Consider the following 19,940-nt stretch of genomic DNA (forward strand, 5'->3'; position numbering starts at 1 on the left):
TTATCTGATTAAATAAATTATATTATAATATCTACAATATTTAAAAAAGTAAATGCACCTATTATATTAGGGTATAATGTAAAGTGTTTATTTATTAGAGTGAATAGACTCTTTAGCTGCTGCAACAGTTTTTTTACTACTGCCAATAAATATCTTGTCGTTATTAACAATTACAGGTCGCTTTAAAAACGTATAATGCTCTAGAATTAAGTTTTTAAAATCCTCCTCTAGAAGTTCTTCGTTTTTCAAGTTACGCTCTTGATAGAGTTTTGCTCTTCTACTAAAAAGATCTTCGTAGCTGTTGGTAAGGTTAAAAAGCTCTGTTAATTCTTCTTCTGAAATCCCCTGAACTTTTATGTCTTGCTTTATAAACGACGAAGGAATTTCAATTTCATTCATTACACGCTTACACGTGTCACAAGTGGATAAATAATATACTTTCTGCATAATTCAAATTTAATCAATCTTTAAAAATGGTTTTGCTTCCTTTAAAGCAATTTTTAGCTCGATTGGACCATCGGCGTAACTTGCAATTTCGTACTGATTGTAAACAAAAATTAAACTGTCTTGTATAAAACCGAAACTTTCAGGAAGACTAAACTTATCATTTTCAAAGGTAAATCCCGTAGCATTTATTGATTCATTTTTATCAATTTCTTGCTGTGCACGAAACTTTTCTTCCGCGAAATCGACAAATTCATTCTTGTTTTTAAAAAGCTCATTTGCAGAAAGCTCTTCTCCAGTTCTTGGGTCGATATTTAAGAATGTTGTAGTTCCATATCCGTGAGCACCACCAGTATAAAGATATTGGCGCAGTTCAAAACAAATATGGTTTTCAGTGTTGTATATTTCATTTACCGAAATCTCAGCAAAATATTCACCAGCCATATCAGGAAACTGTTCTTTGTCGGCATAGTACACCTCTATAAATCCAGTTGCTGCCTCCTCAATGGTTTTGGCTGTTGGAGTTGTATCTTCACCTAATAAAAGCGACTGATAGATGAATGATTTTATTTTGTTGTTAATCTTTCCTGCAATACTTTCATTTCCAAAAACCTCAACATAGTTTATTGTAACTTCAGGACAGTCTTTGTCCTTACAATACGATAGTTCTTTTTCGGTTAAACTTTGAGACGAGAACTCTATACTTTTATCTTGGGTACAACTTGTTAGAGCAATTAAAACTAAAATTACTACCGCGTATTTTTTATACATACTATTTTAAGAATTGGTTAATTTGTTTCCCCAATGGGGTAGATTTATTCTTTCAAAAGTAATAACTTTAAAATCAGCTATTGTGAAATTTTTATTAAATGATATATAATTATTTCAGAATATTAAATTACGTTTTCAAGTTTTAAAATATACTATGAAATTTAACACAAAAACCATTCACGGCGGACAAGAAAATATCGACCCAGCTTACGGGTCTGTAATGCCTCCAATTTATCAAACCTCAACATATTCGCAAACTACACCTGGTGGACATAAAGGTTTCGAGTATTCGCGTAGTGCAAATCCTACGCGCGCTGCTTTGGAAGCTGCATTTGCGAGTATTGAAAATGGAAAATTTGGTCTAGCCTTTGGAAGTGGACTTGCTGCAATAGATGCTGTGATGAAGCTTTTTAAACCTGGAGATGAAGTAATCACAACAAACGATCTTTACGGTGGCACTTATCGACTATTTACAAAGATTTTTGAAGGATTTGGTATTACCTTTCATTTTGTTGGAATGAACAATGCCGACACTATTGAAAAATATATAAACAATAACACCAAACTTATTTGGGTAGAAACCCCAACAAACCCACTTTTAAATATTGTAGATATTAAAAAAGTTGCATCAATTGCTAAAAAATACAAATTGCTTTTAGCAGTTGATAATACTTTTGCATCACCTTATCTTCAGCAACCATTAGAATTAGGAGCAGATATCGTTATGCACAGCGCTACTAAATACTTAGGAGGTCATAGTGATGTGGTAATGGGTGGTTTAATTGTAAAAGACAAGAAATTAGCAGACAAATTGTATTTTATACAAAACGCTAATGGTGCAATATGTGGCCCACAAGATAGCTTTTTGGTTTTACGTGGTTTAAAAACACTCCATGTTCGTATGCAACGCCATTGTGAAAATGGAAAAGCTATCGCTGAATTTCTAGCGCAACACCCAAAAATTGAAAAAGTTTATTGGCCAGGATTTGAAACGCACCCAAATCATGCAATAGCAAAAGGGCAAATGAAAGATTTTGGAGGAATGATTTCATTTGTAACCAAGGGCAACAATTATAATGAGGCAATTAGAATAGTTGAAAACCTAAAAATTTTCACATTAGCTGAAAGTTTGGGTGGTGTAGAAAGTCTGGCGGGACATCCTGCAAGCATGACACACGCTAGTATTCCAAAAGAGGAGCGAGAAAAATTAGGTGTTGTGGATTCGTTAATACGTCTTTCTGTGGGAATTGAAGATGTAGAAGATTTAATTGCAGATTTAAAACAAGCTATTGGTTAAGGTTTTGAAATGTGATGTCAATTAATTTATATAATAAATGTATCCCACATTTAACCAATAAATCCAATCATTCGATTTGTTTTCCGGAACTGGCCGTTCTCCATTATTTTCTAAAGAAGGGTTTAATCCATCCGCCCAATCTGTAAAGTATTGTTGCCAACGGCTATCTAACATAATGTCGCTAAATTGACCAATTTTATATCTAACACCCACACTTCCAACTACCGAAAAAGTTGAACCAGCTTGCTGCTGAAATGCATTAAAGTATTTAACAGGAGTTGTTATCGGGCTATTTAAATCTCCCAATGAAGATCGAACTTCTGGTTTGTAATGCACCCAGTGAATTCCTAATCCTATATACGGCATAAGTTTATAGCCATTTGCCTGAAAAGCCCTAATGCTTAATGGGTAATATTCTAATCGAGACCCAATATCTATAACTGTAACTTCACCAGACATAGCGCGGAGCTGATCAGCAAATAATGATGTTTTATCTGGAGCTACCCACTCGCCATAATGTTCAAGTTTTGTTACGTGGTAATCAAGCTCAGACCTTACTTTGAAGTGATCGTTAAAATAAGTATATCTTGTGTAGATATTAAAATCACCCCTATAGGCGAAATTTAGATAATGAACGATACCTACTCCAAAACCAATATTACCTGAGTTTGTTTCAAAATCGTGACGTTGACCGAAATCTGAGTAAAACGCTACCGGACCAGCAATAATCCCTACTTCATTAGAAAAGCCAAATTGACCATATACTGCTTGTTGGAATAGCCCCAAAAAGGAAATTACCAAAAGCCAAGTTCTTATATGCATTATGTATATGGGATTAAATTGTACTATAACAAATATATAAAAACTTGTTAAAGGTCTGAATTTTATTCTACTAATTAGTTAATTAATAATTATTCAAGTGATATGTTTTTATTTAAATGAATAAAAATCAAGTTTTTTAGCTGTGTTTTTTGATTGTTACAAAATTTAAAGAATGGCCAATTTGTCTATATTTTCTGAATGCCGAATTTTAAAAGTTTGAGAAAACTTTATACTTGTATTTATTTTGATACTGCAATAAATGGTATTTTAGCAAGTTAATATACAAAACCTATTTTATGAAGTGGTGGGCTATTGCTTTCCTATTGTTAATACCTATTCTGGCAACTGCTCAGAACTATGAAGATCAATGGACTGGTCATTTTTCTTATGTTTCAGTAAAAGATATTTCCCAAGGCGATAATACTATTTTTGTCGGTGCTGAAAATGCTGTATTTACCTACAATCTTAATACACAAGAATTAAAAACTATTTCTTCAATAAATGGTCTTTCAGGAAACTCTATATCAACAATTCACTACAGCGATGATTTCGACTTGTTGGTTATTGGATACGAAAATGGACTTATTGAAATCGTAAAAAAAGATGATCAGAATGTATTAAAAGTGGTAGATATAGTTGAAAAACAATCCATCCCTCCTAATAAAAAACGAATTAATAACATTCGAGAACACAATGGTCAGCTCTATTTATCTACTCAATATGGAGTTTCAGTGTATGACCTTTCGCGTTTAGAATTTGGAGATTCTTATTTTATTGGAGATTTGGGCACCCAAATTGATATTGTACAAACCACTATTCAAGAGCCTTATATTTATGCTGCTTCATCTACCGATGGGATAAAAAGAGCATTAGTTGATAACGACGATTTAATAGATTACAGACAGTGGACTACTATTGTTGGCGGTGGATTTAAAGCAATAGAAACTTTAGGTTCAAGCATTTATGCCGCCAACGCTTCAAATGCTGTTTTAAAGGTTACTCCTCAAGGCGGGACTACGACAGTACGTAATTTCAGTACTTCTATTCAAAGTTTTCGAAAAGCAGATAACTTGCTTACCATAACAACAAGTAATTCTGTGCAAGCGTTCTCCGATGGTTTTATTGAAGAAGCAATGGTAAACAACGTTATTGATTTTGATTTAAAGCTTCAATCCGGTCTCGTTTTTGGAAACAACGTTTACTTAGGAACCACAGAAGACGGCTTACTTATAGTGCCAATAGGAAGTAATCAAGCTACTCAAGTATTACCAAATGGCCCTATAAGAAATAGGCCTTTTGCATTAGATGCAAGTGAAAATCAACTTTGGGTTACTTTTGGAGATGTTACGGTACACTTTAACCCATACCCATTATCTAGATATGGTGTTAGTCAACTTAAAGATTCCGTTTGGATTAATACTTCTTATGAAGAATTAAGCACTGCTGTAAATGGCGAACCTACAGATTTAATAAACGTAACTATAAATCCACAAGACCCCAACGAGGTATTTATGAGTAGTTTTCAATTCGGTTTGCTTAAAATGATTGAAGGCGCACCCTCAATATTATACAACGAAAACAACAGCACTCTAGACAAAGCCATACTAAATGGAAGTGACGCAGGGATTAGAATATATGGGTCAGATTATGATCGTCAAGGTAATCTTTGGTTTGTGCAAAGTAGAACAGATGATGCGCTTGTAAAGCTATCTTCTGGAGGACAATTTCAAAAAATAGATATTTCAAGTATTATTGATCCTGTATCTGATTTTGCAATGACAAAATTAGTTGTTGATCGAGCTAACAACATTTTCTTCGGAACTTATGGCAGTGGGATGGTAGGTTACAATCCATCAACAAATAAATTCAACAAAATTGGCGAGGGTACAGGCTCTGGAAACTTACCCAACTTAAGCGTTAGAGCATTAGCTTTAGATAGCCAAAATAGACTATGGATTGGCACATTAAAAGGACTTAGAGTGCTATACAGTCCAGGAAGTTTTTTTGATGAAGGATCAATTCCACAGTCTCAAGCTATAATTATTTTAGAAAACGGAGTTCCTCAAGAATTGCTTTACGAACAATCCATAACAGATATTGAAGTTGATGGATCAAATAATAAATGGATTTCAACTGCCACTTCAGGAGTGTTTTATCTTTCTCCAAATGGACAAGAAACCTTGTTGCGATTTAACAAGGATAATTCACCATTACCAACAAATAACGTTCAAGATATAGCCATCGATCCAAATAGCGGAGTTGTTTACTTCGCAACTTCTCAAGGCTTATTAGCCTACAAAGGAAGTGCAACTGCGCCAAGTGAAAACTTAGATAAGTTACGGGCCTTTCCTAATCCAGTACGCCCAGGGTTCAATGGAAATGTTACTATAGATGGACTTACTGCTGGAGCTAATGTTAAAATCACAGATATTAACGGAAGCCTTGTATTCGAACAAACTTCTGAAGGGGGAAGCATTCTTTGGGACACTACTGCATTCGGAAAATATAAGGTGAGGTCTGGAGTTTACTTTGTGCTTGTGACCACAGACGATTATGCCGAAACTAAAGTTTCTAAAATAATGATAATTCGATAATGGTTGTCGCAACAAAAGCCATTGTATTTTCAGCTATAAAATATTCTGAAGCCGATTTAATTGCTGTTTGTTATACTGAAGCAGCAGGCATTAAAACCTATCTGTTACGCAACATTCTTAAGTCGAAAAAAGGGAAATTAAGAACTTCATTCTTTCAGCCTCTTACTCAATTGGAAATAATAGCCGACCACAAAAATAAAGGCAGCTTAGAATATATCAAGGATGCCAAAGTATTTTATCCATATCAAACATTACACACAGATATAGTGAAGTCTAGTCTTGTGATGTTTTTATCTGAAATGCTTAAAAACTGTATTCGCGAAGAGGAAGTAAACGAGGAACTTTATTCTTTTCTAGAAAACTCGTTTATATGGCTCGATCAGAATGATGATGTTGCCAACTTTCATATTTACTTCCTACTAAAATTAAGTATGTATTTAGGTTTTTATCCTGACACCTCTAGCATTGAAGGAAAACATTTCAACATTGAAGCAGGCGTTTTCCAATCAACAGATTTTGAAAACATTTGTTTTGAGGGGCCACAAGTTGAAGACTTTAAAAAGTTTTTCAGTGTAAATGCTAAAAATTTAAATGACATTAAACTCACCAAAGACGATAGAAAACTAGTGTTAGAATTAATCTTAACTTACTATAGCTTCCACGTGCAAGGTTATCACAAACCAAAATCCCTGGCTATATTAAACCAGTTATTTAATTAAAGCTTGTTATTCCTTATAGTTTAAGCTGAAGATGTTCGTAATCGCCATCGCCAAGTTGTTTTCTTCCAACACTTTGAAAGCCTAATTTTAAATACAGCTTCTTTGCATTTGGATTATTTAAATCTACTAGAAGTCCTATTTTTTCATGACCTTCTACTCTTGCTTTATTCATTGCAGCAGCAATTAGTTTTTTACCAATTCCTTTTCCTTGGTAATTTGGAGAAACACTTACTGTATCGATATATATTTCCCCAGGGGCAGTTTCATCCTCTATCACTAAGTCATTCACTCCATACTTTTCTGCAATATATTCCATAAATGGTTTTCTATATATTGGCAGTAAATTCCCGGCATAAGTGGTAATAGAACCCATTACCACACCGTCTTCTTCATAAACAAGAGTATGATCGAAACTGTATTGATTTTCTTTTTTCTGAAAGAAATGTGCAAACAATTCGTAAGTATCTTCAACCTTATTAGTATTAGCGAACGCACAAGCTAATTCTTCCATTGCTTGAACCATTAAGGGTACAACGTCGTTACAATCTTGAGGTTTGGCTGTTCGAATATTTAAAGTTTCCACATTTTTCATATCAAAAACAAATTTTCAACCGTCAAAGTAAGTCAAACTCTTTACGGTTCTCAAAAGAATAACAATTTCTTAAGATAGAATTCCTACTTAAAATAATATATTCAACGAAAACATAAGTTATGAAAAAAGAAGATAAGAAGGAATTAGTTACAATAAACCCGACCACAGGTAAAGAAATTAAGAGATACCCTTTAATGAGTGATGGAGAAGTTGAAAATGCACTTACTAAATGTCAAGAAGCATTTCTAGATTGGCGTCTAGTTTCACATTTAGAGAGAGGAAAAATAATAAGTGCTATCGGTGAGGGTTTAAAAGAAAATTCAGAAGAGTTATCTAAATTGATGACCCAGGAAATGGGGAAGTTGCTAAAACAAAGCAAACAAGAAATAGAACTTTGTGCGAGCATATGCGATTGGACAGCTACCAATGGTCCCGACAAATTTAAAGATGAAGAACGAGAATTACCAAATGGCGGAAAGGGAATAATTACTCATTCACCTCTAGGGATAATTTACGGAATTCAACCGTGGAATTTTCCAGTTTATCAAGTGATACGATATTCTATTGCCAATCTAATGGCAGGAAATGCGATATTACTAAAACACGCCGAAAATGTTACTGGTACAGGAATAATGCTTCAGAAAATTTATGAAGATGCAGGGTTGCCAAAAAATCTATTTACTGTACTAAAAATTTCTCACGACCAAAGCGATAGTATTATAGAGCACGAGCTTATTAGAGGAGTAACACTTACTGGTAGTCCTGCTGCAGGAAGAGTAATTGCTAAAAAAGCTGGAGCAGCATTAAAGAAAACGGTTATGGAATTAGGAAGTAATGATGCTTACATTGTTTTGGAAGATGCAGATCTAGAACTGGCAGTTAAAACTTGTGTTCAAGGCCGTATTTACAATAATGGAGAAACTTGCGTAGCCGCCAAACGCTTTATTGTAGTAGATAAGCTTTATGATGAATTTCGTGATGCATTTGTTGAGCAAATGAAGAGAATAAAACACGGGGATCCAACAGACAAAGATTCTAAAATTGGACCAATGGCAAGGGAAGACCTACGCAAAACGCTACACGAACAAGTTGAAGAAAGTGTTAAGAACGGAGCGAAACTATTGTGTGGTGGTGAAATACCTGAAGGTGAAGGTTTTTACTATCCAGCTACAGTGCTTGATAATGTAAAACCTGGACAACCTGCTTATGATGATGAGTTATTTGGCCCGGTTGCTTCTCTAATACGAGCAAAAGATCAAGATGACGCTATGCGAATAGCCAATGATAGTGAATTCGGTCTTGGTGGTGGAATTTTTTCTAAAAACGAAAAGAACGCTATTGAACTTGCGAGAAAACATTTCGATACCGGCATGGTTTTCATTAACGGATTCGGACTTGCACAGCCCAATATGCCATTTGGCGGTGTAAAAAACTCTGGTTATGGCCGTGAACACGGAGGCTTCGGAATGATGGAATTCGTAAATCATAAAGCAGTAATGAAATTAAAGAATAAATAAAGCTAACGCTGTTATAAGATTTCATAAAAGCTCACATTTTTAATAAACAATAAATCTTAATCTTTAGCATTATGAGGAGATAAGCCATAGATATGGTTTACTTTAGCAAAAACACTAAAATAAGATTTATATATTTTTCCCAGTATATCAAATTTAGACCGTGCAATTGGCGAAGATTGTAACGAGTTAAGTGTTGATTTGTTAGAGGCAGTAAGAAGCAATAAAATGAAACCGATAGCATCCTGTTATAAACAAGGAAAAATCTATCGAATACTCTTTTGATATCGACATAATACACTCAATTGTTCTGTAACAGACATGGAAAATTTATTTCTCTTATATATGCAAACGGCAGTAATAAAATTATTTTTTTCACTTAGGGAAATCTGATGGTATGATTTTTAAGTAATAATATCCGCTCTATTTCAGAATTCTCAAAAACAGAGGGAGTTTATTTTACAACTTCAAGCTTTTGACATTCCATTACATTCTCAAAAACTGGATAGAATTCCATAACGTTTTCTACATTATCAAGACGGCATAAAAAATTTACCGCAGCACATAGTCCTTTAAAAAGTGTTTCTTTAGAAGTAGCAAATTCAGGTTTAGCGTTTTTGTGATGCAATGGTAATACATAACCACAGCCTTTAAGAAATTCTGTCTCTATTTTTAAAAGCTCTAATGGCGTATATCCAAAGAATCTTCTTCCTAGCCTTTGATGCACCAAACCTACATAGTTTAACTGCAACGAACCGTGATAATCGCTTAAATGCTTCCAACTATCAGTATTGTTACAAATAGTGCCAACAGCACAACTCTTGCAACACTCAGCGTTTAAAGTGCCATTATGAAAAGCAGTATATAGCTTATCTAAAGCATCATCCAATCTTTTGGTTAATTTCATAATTACCTAGTTTACAACACTATGAAATTAAGCAATTTAAAAAAAACCTTCAAAAATATTGGTTCTTTTTTACAGGTTACAGCAGTTTTATTTTTTTACTCTGTGAAAATCCAAATCTTGATAGTTATAACTAAAATCGGTTAATGGTGAAATTGGACTCATTTTAAAACCATTGGCATTTCCTTCGGTATCAAGGTTAAAATTTACAAAGGCATCTGCTTTAAGTGAGGTGTCATCCCAACGTACTATATAAGTAGTTCCCTTATAAAAAGTCAAAGAACCAACTAGGTCTATTGCCTTTTCAGCTTTAAATCGAATTTTTCCGTTTTGATTGCTGATTTCCACTTTCCCAAACCACGGGTCTTTATATGTCCCTAATATATTAGAAGAGTCTGGTTTTGGTGCTTTACTTTTTAATTGAATTTTTAAATCTGATGCTATTTGAGCATTAATGCTATCCTCAGCTCGCTCTCCTTTTAATCGGCGTTCGTTGTAGTCCTTAATTCTGTCTTCGCCTTTTATTCCAAAATATCCGTCTTTAATAGAATTAGTAATTGCTGAAAAAGCAGCGCCACTTTGTTGATTGGTAAGTACAATAATCCCTAATTCTAATTCTGGAATTATGGTAACTTGACTAACGATTCCTAATAAACCACCTGTGTGTGTAGCTTGAAAATAGCCATTTACATCACTTAAAAACCAACCTAAACCATAAGCTGAAAAATGAGTATTATAATGTCCTCTCCCTCTTCTAACTAAAGTTTGTGGCGTCCACATTTCACGATGCATCTTTTTGCTAAATAGGCTGTCTTGAAGTTTTTCGCCGTATTTCCCTTCGTTTATTTGCGCTTGAACCCATTTGCTCATATCGTTAATAGAAGCGTAGATTCCTGCTGCAGGCGTAGCTATTTGTGTAAATGTATAACCTGTTATTTCTAATTTTCCATCTACTGGAGCATGTCCATCTATACGGTTATTATCGGCATCAATTTCAGGAATTGAAAGTAAGGAGCGATTCATCTCCAATGGCTTAAAGAAGTTATCTTCTATATAAGTGTCGAAATCTTTGTTAGAAACACGTGCTACAATCTCCCCCGCCACAATGTATAGAAGGTTGTCATAATCATATTTTGAACGGAAAGAAGATACTGGTTTTAAATACCTCAGGTTATGAATCATTTCTTCCATAGTGGTGGTGTTTTTTGCTGGAAAAACCATTAAATCACCCGCGCCTAAACCCAGACCACTTCTGTGCGTCACCAAATCGCGTACAGTAAATTCAGCCGTTACGTAAGAGTCGTGTAATTTAAACTCTGGAATAATATCAGTTACTTTTGTATCCCACTCCAATTTCCCTTGATCTATTAATTGAGCAAGCGCAGCAGTTGTAAATGCTTTAGTATTTGAAGCAACTCCAAAAAGTGTGTTTTCATTAACCTTTTCGTTGGTTTTTAGTGAACGAACCCCATAAGTGTTTTTATGATAGATTTTTCCATCTTTTAATACCGCTACAGCCATACCTGGAACGTCAAAAGTTTTCATGGTTTTATTTACCAAACTATCAATTTGGGAACTACTCAATTCCTGTGAGGTTACAGAAAGATTAAAAGACAATAAGAAAATAAAAAGAAGAGAAGTCTTAATGGCAATTGGATTCATATAAAATGATATTTTGAAATTAAAGCTTAAAAGTAGGTAATCTTTCCTTAATTTCTCCGCCATTTTCTAAGTCGAACCCTAGTAAATTCCTACGTAAGAGTATTAAAATTGCATATGGGTTTCTAAAAATTAAAAACGAAATCAAAAATATTTTAAGAATAATATTTGATAATTAAAGACTTATAGCGCATCTATATCTATTAAAACATTATTTTTAAGGTGAATATATTTAAAACTCTAACCAAAATTTAAAATATGAAATCACTTCTAATAATTGGCATTTCATTATTAATCAATTTCACAAATTTGGCTCAAAATGCTGAAGTTGCGAATGAAAACGATAAAAATGAAGAAATTTTTTCATCAAAAGATAAGGATTATTTGCAGTATTGGCATTACGAGCAAATTTTGCAAATGGACCTAACTGAAGATGAACGAGACGGTTATCTTTCATTGCTAAACTACTATACATACAAAATGTCTAGCCTTGGCTCATCCAAATACAATTATACCGATTCTGAAAGAAAAATTAAATTTGATGAACTCGTAGTGAAATTAAACAAGGAAATGAAAGAACTTTTAAACCCTCACGATTACAAAATTCACGAAGATAGTTTTAAGAAAATTATTCAATTAGTTTATAATAAAAGAGAGTGGAATAACTAAATACCTCTTTTTATAGCAATATTTCATGTTAACTGTAAAAAGTGAAACTTATCATAAAATCTTCAGTTTTTGCGGCATTTCAAATTTATGGCTCGCTTTATGAAATGCACGTCCACAGATTACCATAATCTTCACATTAGTTTAGGATTTTAATAAGTACCAATGTGAAATTTAAAAGGTAGTTTTCCAAAAAATTTATAAATTATGAAATTTCAATTATTTACCATTGCATTTGCCGCACTAACATTATTCAGTTGTGGTGTAAATCAAAACAAAAGTATGTCAGCTAATAGCGACCAAGTAGAAATCACAAATACCAAATGGGTTCTTGAAACACTGGAAGGACAAAAGGTTGATGCTTTTCAAAACGGAAAAGAGATAAGTTTTACATTAGACACTGAAGAAAACCGCATTAATGGTTTCTCTGGTTGTAACAGCTTTTTTGGGATTTATAATCTAGAAGAAGGAAATAGAATTAGATTTTCGGCTTTAGGTGCAACAAGAATGGCTTGTCCTGAAGGCGCTATTAATGAAAATGATTTTTTAGAGATTTTTAACCTAGCCGATAATTATACAATTAATGGAGATAGATTGGAATTAAATGTAGGTAAAAGAGCACCTTTAGCTGTATTTAAAAAAGCTAAAACTTCTGCAGAACCTATTGTAGAGAAATATTGGAAACTGAAAAAGCTTGATGGTAAGGATATCAAGATGGTTAAAAATCAAGAAAAAGAAATATACTTTATGTTAAAAACTGATGACAACCGAGTAACTGGTTTTGCAGGTTGTAACACAATCTTAGGGTCTTACAAGCTAGAAGAAGGAAATAGAATTCGTTTTTCAAATATGGGATCTACAATGATGGCTTGTCCAGATGTTGATTTTAATGAGGCTGATTTTCTGAAAATCTTTCAAATAGCAGATAATTACACAATCGATGGAGATACGCTTACATTAAATGTTGGAAGAAGAGCTCCTCTAGCCGTTTTTGAGGCTGTTTATTTCAACTAATTTTTATCGTCTGCCCGTTATGCCGAATTACAAAAGTGATTTTAATTGACGCTTTTTTAATATAATCATTACAGAAAATAAATCAAAATGATGGAAAACTAACGATTTTTAAAATTGTGGTTTTCCATCAATATTTTTAATTTCTTCTATTTCATACTATTTATTATATTTAGTATTTGAATTTGATAATCAACAACTTAGTGTGTGATTTCAATTAAAACACCAATATGAATTACTTACTTCTATTTTTTTACTTTTTCATTTCTCAACCACAAACCGATACTTTTACGCTTACTTTAACCGTTGATAATATTAAAGAAGTAAATGGTACTATTGAAATAGGCCTTTTTAACAATGGTGATCGATTCCTAGAAAAAGGTCAAGCTTATAAAAGTATTTCAATTGCTGTAAATAATAGCTCGGAAACTATTACTATAGAAAATATTCCAAAAGGGACATATGCAATTTCACTGTTTCAAGATCTTAATGATGATAAAATTTGTAACCAAAACTTTTTTGGTATTCCTAAAGAACCTTATGCCTTCTCTAACAACATAAGACCGAAGTTTTCTGCCCCTACTTTTGAAGATTGTCAATTTGAATTGAATTCGAATAAATCGGTTAGAATATCTCTGTTAAATTAGGGAGTAGTATTTTACAACCACAACTCTCTTAAAACCAATACCCTACATACCAAGAATTGCTAATTACACAATAAAATGGTATATTCGCGCCATTGTGTTTTAAAATTATCATATTAAGAGGTTATTTTTAGCATATTCTTTAGCTAACCACCACTTATTTTAAGTCTAGTAATTAGACTTTCTAGTTGCCCATCGCAACGTTTTCACAATCGATTATTAACATTAAGCATTTACTTAAAGTAATGTGCTTGAATAATTATATTATTTTATGAATAAGAAACGCACGAACAAGAAAAGAGTTGGTATTATTGGTGCTGGACCTAGTGGTTTAGCGCAACTTAGAGCTTTTGAAGCATTGCAAAACAAAGGCGAAGAAGTTCCAGAGATAGTATGTTTTGAAAAGCAGAGCAACTGGGGAGGAATGTGGAATTACACATGGAGAACTGGTGTTGGTAAATACGGGGAGCCGATTCACGGTAGTATGTATAAATACTTATGGTCTAATGGACCTAAAGAATGCTTAGAGTTTTCTGATTATTCGTTTGATGAGCATTTCAAAAAGCCTATTTCATCATATCCACCAAGACCCGTTTTATTCGATTATATTCAAGGAAGAATTAAAAAAAGTAAAGCCCGCGAATACATTCGTTTTGATACTACAGCGCGTTGGGTAAGTTATGACGAAAAAACAAAGAAGTTTACCCTTGTTCTCGACGACTTAAAAATTGATAAAACTTATTCAGAAGAATTTGATTATCTAATTGTTGCATCTGGACATTTCTCTACTCCTAACATGCCTTACTTTAAAGGAATAGAAAACTTCCCTGGAACAGTAATACACGCTCACGATTTTAGAGGTGCCGATCAGTTTAAGGATCAAAATTTACTATTGATTGGTAGTAGTTATTCCGCTGAAGATATTGGAGTACAATGCCATAAACACGGAGCAAAATCGGTTACACTTAGCTACAGAAGTAACCCTATTGGGGTTGCATGGCCAGAAGGGATAAAAGAACTTCCACTCGTAACGCACTTCGAAGATGATACTGCTTACTTTAAAGATGGGACTACCGAAAAGTTTGACGCTGTAATTATGTGTACTGGATACCAACACAAATTCCCATTTTTACCAGATGAACTTAGATTAAAAACAAAAAACAATCTTTATCCTGATCACCTTTACAAGGGGATTTTCTTTAACAAGCTTCCTCAATTAATTTACTTGGGAATGCAAGATCAGTATTATACTTTCAATATGTTTGATGCTCAAGCATGGGTTGCACGCGACTTTATGATGGGAACTTATAAGCTTCCTGAGGAAAATGAAAGAAGATTAGATATGGATAAATGGTTGGAAAGAAATGACAAATTAGAAACATCTTTCGATCACGTAGATTTCCAATCTGATTATATAAAAGACTTGTTAGCACTTTCAGACTATCCAGATTTTAATGTAGATACTGTAGGTGAAATGTTTAAATCTTGGTTGAAAGACAAAGAAGAAAACATCTTAACCTATCGTGATAAAACATATAGAAGTGTGGTTACTGGAACAATGGCTGCAGAACATCATACCGATTGGATGGATGAACTTGACGACAGTAAGGAACGCTATTTATACGAACCTGAAGAGGAAGAGGCTATTCCAGAAAACATTTAAAGTTTTCTTATTTCATAAACAGAACTACCCATTAAAACATTTTAATGGGTAGTTTTTTTTATACAAAAGGTTGTCCTTAAATATTTAACAATAGATTAATTTATTTTAGTTCGCAAAACACCGAACTAATCGTAATTTTGTTTTGTCGTTAGATGGATGCATCTTATCACTCAAGAAAAATGTATCAAAATATCAATAATTAACCAAAATTTAAAATCATGCAAACTTCATTTTTACAATCTATTAAGGATACTATTAAGCATTGGTACATCCCATTATTTGTTGGGGTATTGTTTGTAATACTAAGTATAGTAGTGTTTTCATCTCCTTTAGGATCAATGTTAACACTGTCGATATTTTTTTCGCTATCATTTTTATTTAGTGGTCTGTCCGAAATTATTTTCTCTATTGCCAATAGAGACCGATTAGACAACTGGGGATGGTCCTTAGCTTTTGGAATTATCACATTTATTGTGGGAATTTCATTATTAAGTCATCCAGCACTTTCAATAACAGTACTGGCATTTTATATTGGTTTTTTACTTCTTTTCCGCTCTATTTCATCTATAAGTTTTGCTTTAGACCTCAAAAAATATGGCAGTAAAAATTGGGGAGGATTACTTGTTTTTGGAATTTTAGGAGCAATTGTTTCCTTCTTATTAATTTGGAATCCACTTGTTGCAGGATTAAGCGTGGTTGTATTAGTTGCTTTAAGTTTTCTATTTGCTGGAATTTTCAGCATTCTATTAGCACTCCAATTAAGAAAGATACATAAGGCAACTAAGGAAATTTCCGACGATTTAAAAAATCGTTATGCAATCCTAATGGAAGATATTCGCAAAGAATGGGATAGTTAATATCAAGAACTTCTCGGGAGGTTTTAGATGTATTTCTGAAATTATTTTAGGCCATTTTTCGACGTTTATATTCATAGGAATAGCCTAATTTTGCACATTTTTCAATGTCTAATAACACTAAAGCCATATTGTCTAAAACCGCCCGTATCTGGTTATTGTTCGGAATACTTTTCCTAGCAATCAACCTTCGTCCCGCCCTCTCTAGTATTGGACCTTTAATAGATGATATTGGCCGCGACTTAAACCTAACAGAAAGTTTATTAGGCTTATTAACTACTTTGCCACTTTTGGCTTTTGGTTTTATATCTACAATTACGCCTTTTTTTACTAAAAAATTCGGTCTAGGAAGAACCTTACTAGCATCCATGGTCCTTCTTACACTAGGGATACTCATCCGCTCAAGTGGTGGTGTTTTTGCGTTGTATTTTGGAACTATGCTTTTAGGAATTGCTATTGCCTTTGGTAACGTTTTAATTCCAGCGATAACAAAAAGCAATTTCCCGAATAAGGCAGGATTAGTAACAAGTTTACATTCAGCTTCAATGTCTTTAGGCGCAGGATTGGCTGCAGGATTGAGTGTCCCACTAGCAAAAAATTTAAATCTTGGATGGCGGGGCTCACTTTCGGTATGGGCAGCACTTGCTGTTATGGCATTTTTTATATGGATTCCTCAGATTAAAAAAATAAAGAATACCACCCCGACTAGAGGTCTTAAAGAAGCTATGAAAAAACTCAGCAGTTCTAGACTAGTATGGCAGATTGCAATTTATATGGGATTACAGTCTTTTGCATTCTACGTGATGTTAGCTTGGCTACCTAGTATTTTAATAGATTACGGCTACAATGCAGAATTTGGGGGTTGGATGCTTTCCTTATCTCAAGCTACTGGAATTCTCGGAGCACTTATCATTCCAATATGGGCAGCCTCACGAAAAGATCAACGTGCAGTAGTTGCATTTTTAATTTTATTCGAAATTATAAGCTTCATAGGATTAATGTTACCTGCTTTTATCCCAATTTACATTTGGGTTTCTATCCTTGGGTTTGTTCTTGGGGGTGCTTTCAGTCTGGCACTTCTTCTAATTGTTCTACGCGCTCCAGACTCCGAAACAGCGGCAGAACTTTCTGGGCTTGTGCAATCTATAGGGTATTTTCTAGCTGCCATAGGACCTTTTCTTATTGGAGTAATTCAAGATTTTACAAAGGAATGGATGTACTCTTTAGGACTATTAGTATTAGTCGCTATTTACAAGCTAATTGCGGGACTACAAGCAGGCAAAGCTCAAAAGGTATAAAAACCTTCATACAGTTTAGCATTGCCCAATAAAATATTAATTCTCTTTACTTTTTGAATAAAAAACAATCTTGATGTTTTCAATTTTCTTTGAAAACCTGCTCACTCCTAACTTAAAACTGCCCTCTTAAGCCTAAGAAGAACTTTTAACAAACTTAGGATTGAGGTACAATTTCCCTTTTTTCAACTTGTCTAGGTAATTATTCATATCCGCATAGATCTCTGGAGCTAGAATGTACAAACCTGCTATGTTTGGAAATGACATTGCTAAAATCATCATATCGGCAAAACTTAATACCGCTCCAAGACTTACCGAAGCTCCAAGAACAACAAAACCTAGATACATAAACTTGTAAAGCAACTCTCCCTTTTTACTTCTTCCGAATAAGTAAGTCCAAGAACGCATTCCGTAATAAGACCACGAAACCATGGTAGAGAAAGCAAATAGAAAAACTGCAATTGCTAATACAACTGGGAACCAAGACACCACACTTCCAAAAGCATCGGCTGTAAGTTCAACACCTCCCATTCCACTATTTCCTTCGTGTTTCCCTGTAAAGATTAATACTAAGGCGGTCATTGTACAAACTACCATAGTGTCGATAAATGGTTCAACAATAGAAGTAAAACCATCAGCGATAGGGTGATTCGTCTTTGCAGGGCTATGAGCAATGGCAGCAGAACCAACTCCCGCTTCACTAGAAAATGCTGCACGTTGTAATCCTACTATAAGCACACCTATAAATCCACCTTTAAGTGCATCGGCTGAAAAAGCACCGTCGAAAATCGCTAAAAACGCTCCTCCTAGACCTTCAATATTAGATCCAATTACTACTAAACAACCCACTATATAAAGCAGAGCCATAAATGGCACTACTTTTTCTGTAACCTTGGCTATACTTTTTATTCCTCCAATAATTACAATTCCAACAAGAATTGCGAATCCAACGCCAAACCAAAAACCTTGACCTTGTAATATTGGAATCTGCTCCGAAACAATTTTAAAAGCTTGGTTTGATTGTAGCATATTTCCACCACCAAAAGAAGCTCCCACTCCCAAAATTGCAAAAAACGCAGCTAGAAATTTCCCTAAACCTTTAAGGTTGCGCTTTTCAAGACCATATCGCAAATAATTCATCGGCCCACCAAAAACACGTCCATCAGAGTCGATAACACGATATTTCACCCCCATAGCACATTCGGCAAACTTCATAGACATCCCGAAGAACCCAGCCATAAACATCCAAAAGGTAGCACCAGCTCCTCCCAATGAAATAGCAACAGCAACTCCTGCGATATTCCCTAAACCAACAGTTGCAGAAACAGCAGTAGCCATAGCCTGAAAATGCGTAATACTTCCTGGAGCACTAGGATCGTCATACTTTCCTCGTGCTAAATCAATAGAATGTTTAAACCCTCGGATGTTTATAAACTTTAAACGAAGTGTAAAAAAGATACTTCCAAAGATTAACCAAATTACAATAAATGGGATAGTGTTGGTCACTATGTCGCCATTAGGATGTAATAGATGTTGTTCACTTTTAAAATCTATTCTACCCACGGTAAGCTCCTCCGCAGAAGAGGCTAAAGAAGTCGGCGTTATAAGTGTACCTTCCTTTATTATTTGATGTAGGGTTCCGTTATAATTTGCTTGTAATATAGTTTCCTCACCATCAATATCAAGTATAGCAAGCTGTTGTTTTTTCTTTACTTCATCACCATCTTCAACCAACCATTTTTTTACTAAATAGTTATTTTGCTCAATATCTGTATCTGGTGGCGATATATTTTCGTGAGAAATATAAACTGTAGGGTCATATACGCCTAAGGTCGCAAATGGATCCCAAAATAGGATAGCCCCTAGAAAATCAACTGCGGGCTGAACTTTACTGTTAAAGATTTCGGTGATTGATTCTGCTGGAATTTTAAAGGATTTCGAAGCTGTATTTCCCTCAGAGTCGGTTACCGTTACCGAATGATCCATTCCTTCAATTAAACCTTTTGATCGTTTCGAGATTAATGAAGTGTTTTTATTACTCCATTTATACTGATAAGGAGGTGTACCACCTTTAACTTTTATTTGAGCGGTTCCGTTATTTATTTCGGAGGAAGGGTTGTTTAGGTCAAGACTGATTTCCAAATCACCATTGGCATCAATTTGACTTTGGGCATAACTGCTCGACATTAGAATAAATGAAAGAAATAGAATACACAGTGCTCTAATCATCAATTTTTGGGCTTTTTTGGATTTAAATTGTTGAATTTTGCAATTTAATGATAAAGAGAAGTCTACCCAAGAAATTCCCACCCTTTCTCAAAATTCATTAATTATAAATGAGGTGTTTTCTACTATAAAAATTTTTATTTATGAAATGCTTTTAACTCATTTGAATAAAGAAAACACTCTGTTAAATAATATTTAAGTTTCTCCGGTTAGAGAAATTTTCGACCTTCTATTCGTTATATTTGAGTGAATTAGAAAAACTCGA

The 19,940-nt window shown here is 34.1% G+C and carries 17 protein-coding genes; 10 read left to right on the forward strand and 7 right to left on the reverse strand.

The window, feature by feature from the left end; genetic code table 11:
* Positions 1-87: 87 nt before the first annotated feature.
* On the reverse strand, positions 88-447 hold the full coding sequence (locus H4O20_RS10270) for an arsenate reductase family protein (protein ID WP_139854035.1): 360 nt from the start codon (positions 445-447) through the stop codon (positions 88-90).
* Between the two features lie 9 nt (positions 448-456).
* On the reverse strand, positions 457-1,215 hold the full coding sequence (locus H4O20_RS10275; protein WP_185099195.1) for a DUF3298 and DUF4163 domain-containing protein: 759 nt from the start codon (positions 1,213-1,215) through the stop codon (positions 457-459).
* 154 nt (positions 1,216-1,369) lie between these two features.
* Between H4O20_RS10275 and H4O20_RS10280 the strand changes: the two genes are divergently transcribed.
* A complete protein-coding gene (locus tag H4O20_RS10280) occupies positions 1,370-2,512 on the forward strand; it encodes a cystathionine gamma-synthase (protein WP_185099196.1) in 1,143 nt (380 codons plus the stop codon).
* Positions 2,513-2,533: 21 nt separating this feature from the next.
* On the opposite strand, the gene H4O20_RS10285 is transcribed toward H4O20_RS10280, so the two are convergent.
* On the reverse strand, positions 2,534-3,334 hold the full coding sequence (locus H4O20_RS10285; RefSeq protein WP_185099197.1) for a glutamate dehydrogenase: 801 nt from the start codon (positions 3,332-3,334) through the stop codon (positions 2,534-2,536).
* Positions 3,335-3,630: 296 nt separating this feature from the next.
* Here H4O20_RS10285 and H4O20_RS10290 point away from each other — a divergent pair, with 296 nt between their 5' ends.
* Together H4O20_RS10290 and recO are read left to right on the forward strand one after the other, a co-directional pair.
* A complete protein-coding gene (locus H4O20_RS10290; protein ID WP_185099198.1) occupies positions 3,631-5,928 on the forward strand; it encodes a two-component regulator propeller domain-containing protein in 2,298 nt (765 codons plus the stop codon).
* The gene (gene recO / locus H4O20_RS10295; RefSeq protein WP_185099199.1) at positions 5,928-6,647 is read left to right on the forward strand and encodes a DNA repair protein RecO; all 720 of its coding nucleotides are present in this window, start codon (positions 5,928-5,930) and stop codon (positions 6,645-6,647) included. Before H4O20_RS10290 ends, recO begins: the two co-directional genes overlap by 1 nt.
* Before the next feature lie 13 nt (positions 6,648-6,660).
* Here the strand turns inward: recO and H4O20_RS10300 are convergent, their stop codons facing one another.
* Positions 6,661-7,239, reverse strand: coding sequence for a GNAT family N-acetyltransferase (locus H4O20_RS10300; protein WP_185099200.1), 579 nt, complete (start codon positions 7,237-7,239; stop codon positions 6,661-6,663).
* 119 nt (positions 7,240-7,358) lie between these two features.
* Here H4O20_RS10300 and H4O20_RS10305 point away from each other — a divergent pair, with 119 nt between their 5' ends.
* Positions 7,359-8,756, forward strand: a complete 1,398-nt coding sequence (locus H4O20_RS10305) for an NAD-dependent succinate-semialdehyde dehydrogenase (protein ID WP_185099201.1) — start codon at positions 7,359-7,361, stop codon at positions 8,754-8,756.
* 451 nt (positions 8,757-9,207) lie between these two features.
* Here the strand turns inward: H4O20_RS10305 and H4O20_RS10310 are convergent, their stop codons facing one another.
* Entirely contained in the window at positions 9,208-9,660 is a 453-nt protein-coding gene (locus tag H4O20_RS10310; RefSeq protein ID WP_185099202.1) for a Na(+)-translocating NADH-quinone reductase subunit F, read from the reverse strand.
* Between the two features lie 87 nt (positions 9,661-9,747).
* Complete coding sequence (locus tag H4O20_RS10315) at positions 9,748-11,319, reverse strand: serine hydrolase (protein ID WP_185099203.1); 1,572 nt, start codon at positions 11,317-11,319, stop codon at positions 9,748-9,750.
* Positions 11,320-11,574: 255 nt separating this feature from the next.
* On the opposite strand from H4O20_RS10315, the gene H4O20_RS10320 reads away from it, so the two are divergent.
* The 6 genes from H4O20_RS10320 to H4O20_RS10345 all read left to right on the forward strand — a co-directional run bounded on the left by H4O20_RS10320 (position 11,575) and on the right by H4O20_RS10345 (position 17,452).
* Positions 11,575-11,985 (forward strand): hypothetical protein, encoded by a 411-nt coding sequence (locus H4O20_RS10320; RefSeq protein ID WP_185099204.1) that lies wholly within the window; start codon positions 11,575-11,577, stop codon positions 11,983-11,985.
* Positions 11,986-12,189: 204 nt separating this feature from the next.
* Positions 12,190-12,996 carry an META domain-containing protein gene (locus tag H4O20_RS10325; RefSeq protein WP_185099205.1) on the forward strand — a complete coding sequence of 269 codons (807 nt, stop codon included), beginning with the start codon at positions 12,190-12,192 and terminating at the stop codon, positions 12,994-12,996.
* A gap of 227 nt (positions 12,997-13,223) precedes the next feature.
* Positions 13,224-13,640, forward strand: coding sequence for a DUF2141 domain-containing protein (locus H4O20_RS10330; protein WP_185099206.1), 417 nt, complete (start codon positions 13,224-13,226; stop codon positions 13,638-13,640).
* A 268-nt stretch (positions 13,641-13,908) separates the two neighbouring features.
* Positions 13,909-15,300, forward strand: coding sequence for an NAD(P)-binding domain-containing protein (locus tag H4O20_RS10335; protein WP_185099207.1), 1,392 nt, complete (start codon positions 13,909-13,911; stop codon positions 15,298-15,300).
* A gap of 218 nt (positions 15,301-15,518) precedes the next feature.
* The gene (locus tag H4O20_RS10340; protein ID WP_185099208.1) at positions 15,519-16,157 is read left to right on the forward strand and encodes an HdeD family acid-resistance protein; all 639 of its coding nucleotides are present in this window, start codon (positions 15,519-15,521) and stop codon (positions 16,155-16,157) included.
* A 104-nt stretch (positions 16,158-16,261) separates the two neighbouring features.
* Positions 16,262-17,452, forward strand: a complete 1,191-nt coding sequence (locus tag H4O20_RS10345) for an MFS transporter (RefSeq protein WP_185099209.1) — start codon at positions 16,262-16,264, stop codon at positions 17,450-17,452.
* A 132-nt stretch (positions 17,453-17,584) separates the two neighbouring features.
* On the opposite strand, the gene H4O20_RS10350 is transcribed toward H4O20_RS10345, so the two are convergent.
* Entirely contained in the window at positions 17,585-19,678 is a 2,094-nt protein-coding gene (locus tag H4O20_RS10350; protein ID WP_185099210.1) for an amino acid carrier protein, read from the reverse strand.
* Positions 19,679-19,940 lie beyond the last annotated feature (262 nt).

It is taken from the genome of Aequorivita sp. 609 (assembly GCF_014212065.1).
Classification (GTDB): domain Bacteria; phylum Bacteroidota; class Bacteroidia; order Flavobacteriales; family Flavobacteriaceae; genus Aequorivita; species Aequorivita sinensis.

Coding starts and splice junctions, on each gene's coding strand:
- H4O20_RS10300 (WP_185099200.1), bottom strand. CDS start 7,239: ATGAAAAATGTGGAAACTTTAAATATTCGAACAGCCAAACCTCAAGAT.
- recO (WP_185099199.1), top strand. CDS start 5,928: ATGGTTGTCGCAACAAAAGCCATTGTATTTTCAGCTATAAAATATTCT.
- H4O20_RS10280 (WP_185099196.1), top strand. CDS start 1,370: ATGAAATTTAACACAAAAACCATTCACGGCGGACAAGAAAATATCGAC.
- H4O20_RS10350 (WP_185099210.1), bottom strand. CDS start 19,678: ATGATTAGAGCACTGTGTATTCTATTTCTTTCATTTATTCTAATGTCG.
- H4O20_RS10290 (WP_185099198.1), top strand. CDS start 3,631: ATGAAGTGGTGGGCTATTGCTTTCCTATTGTTAATACCTATTCTGGCA.
- H4O20_RS10315 (WP_185099203.1), bottom strand. CDS start 11,319: ATGAATCCAATTGCCATTAAGACTTCTCTTCTTTTTATTTTCTTATTG.
- H4O20_RS10325 (WP_185099205.1), top strand. CDS start 12,190: ATGAAATTTCAATTATTTACCATTGCATTTGCCGCACTAACATTATTC.
- H4O20_RS10285 (WP_185099197.1), bottom strand. CDS start 3,334: ATGCATATAAGAACTTGGCTTTTGGTAATTTCCTTTTTGGGGCTATTC.
- H4O20_RS10320 (WP_185099204.1), top strand. CDS start 11,575: ATGAAATCACTTCTAATAATTGGCATTTCATTATTAATCAATTTCACA.
- H4O20_RS10335 (WP_185099207.1), top strand. CDS start 13,909: ATGAATAAGAAACGCACGAACAAGAAAAGAGTTGGTATTATTGGTGCT.
- H4O20_RS10275 (WP_185099195.1), bottom strand. CDS start 1,215: ATGTATAAAAAATACGCGGTAGTAATTTTAGTTTTAATTGCTCTAACA.
- H4O20_RS10330 (WP_185099206.1), top strand. CDS start 13,224: ATGAATTACTTACTTCTATTTTTTTACTTTTTCATTTCTCAACCACAA.
- H4O20_RS10340 (WP_185099208.1), top strand. CDS start 15,519: ATGCAAACTTCATTTTTACAATCTATTAAGGATACTATTAAGCATTGG.
- H4O20_RS10270 (WP_139854035.1), bottom strand. CDS start 447: ATGCAGAAAGTATATTATTTATCCACTTGTGACACGTGTAAGCGTGTA.
- H4O20_RS10310 (WP_185099202.1), bottom strand. CDS start 9,660: ATGAAATTAACCAAAAGATTGGATGATGCTTTAGATAAGCTATATACT.
- H4O20_RS10305 (WP_185099201.1), top strand. CDS start 7,359: ATGAAAAAAGAAGATAAGAAGGAATTAGTTACAATAAACCCGACCACA.
- H4O20_RS10345 (WP_185099209.1), top strand. CDS start 16,262: ATGTCTAATAACACTAAAGCCATATTGTCTAAAACCGCCCGTATCTGG.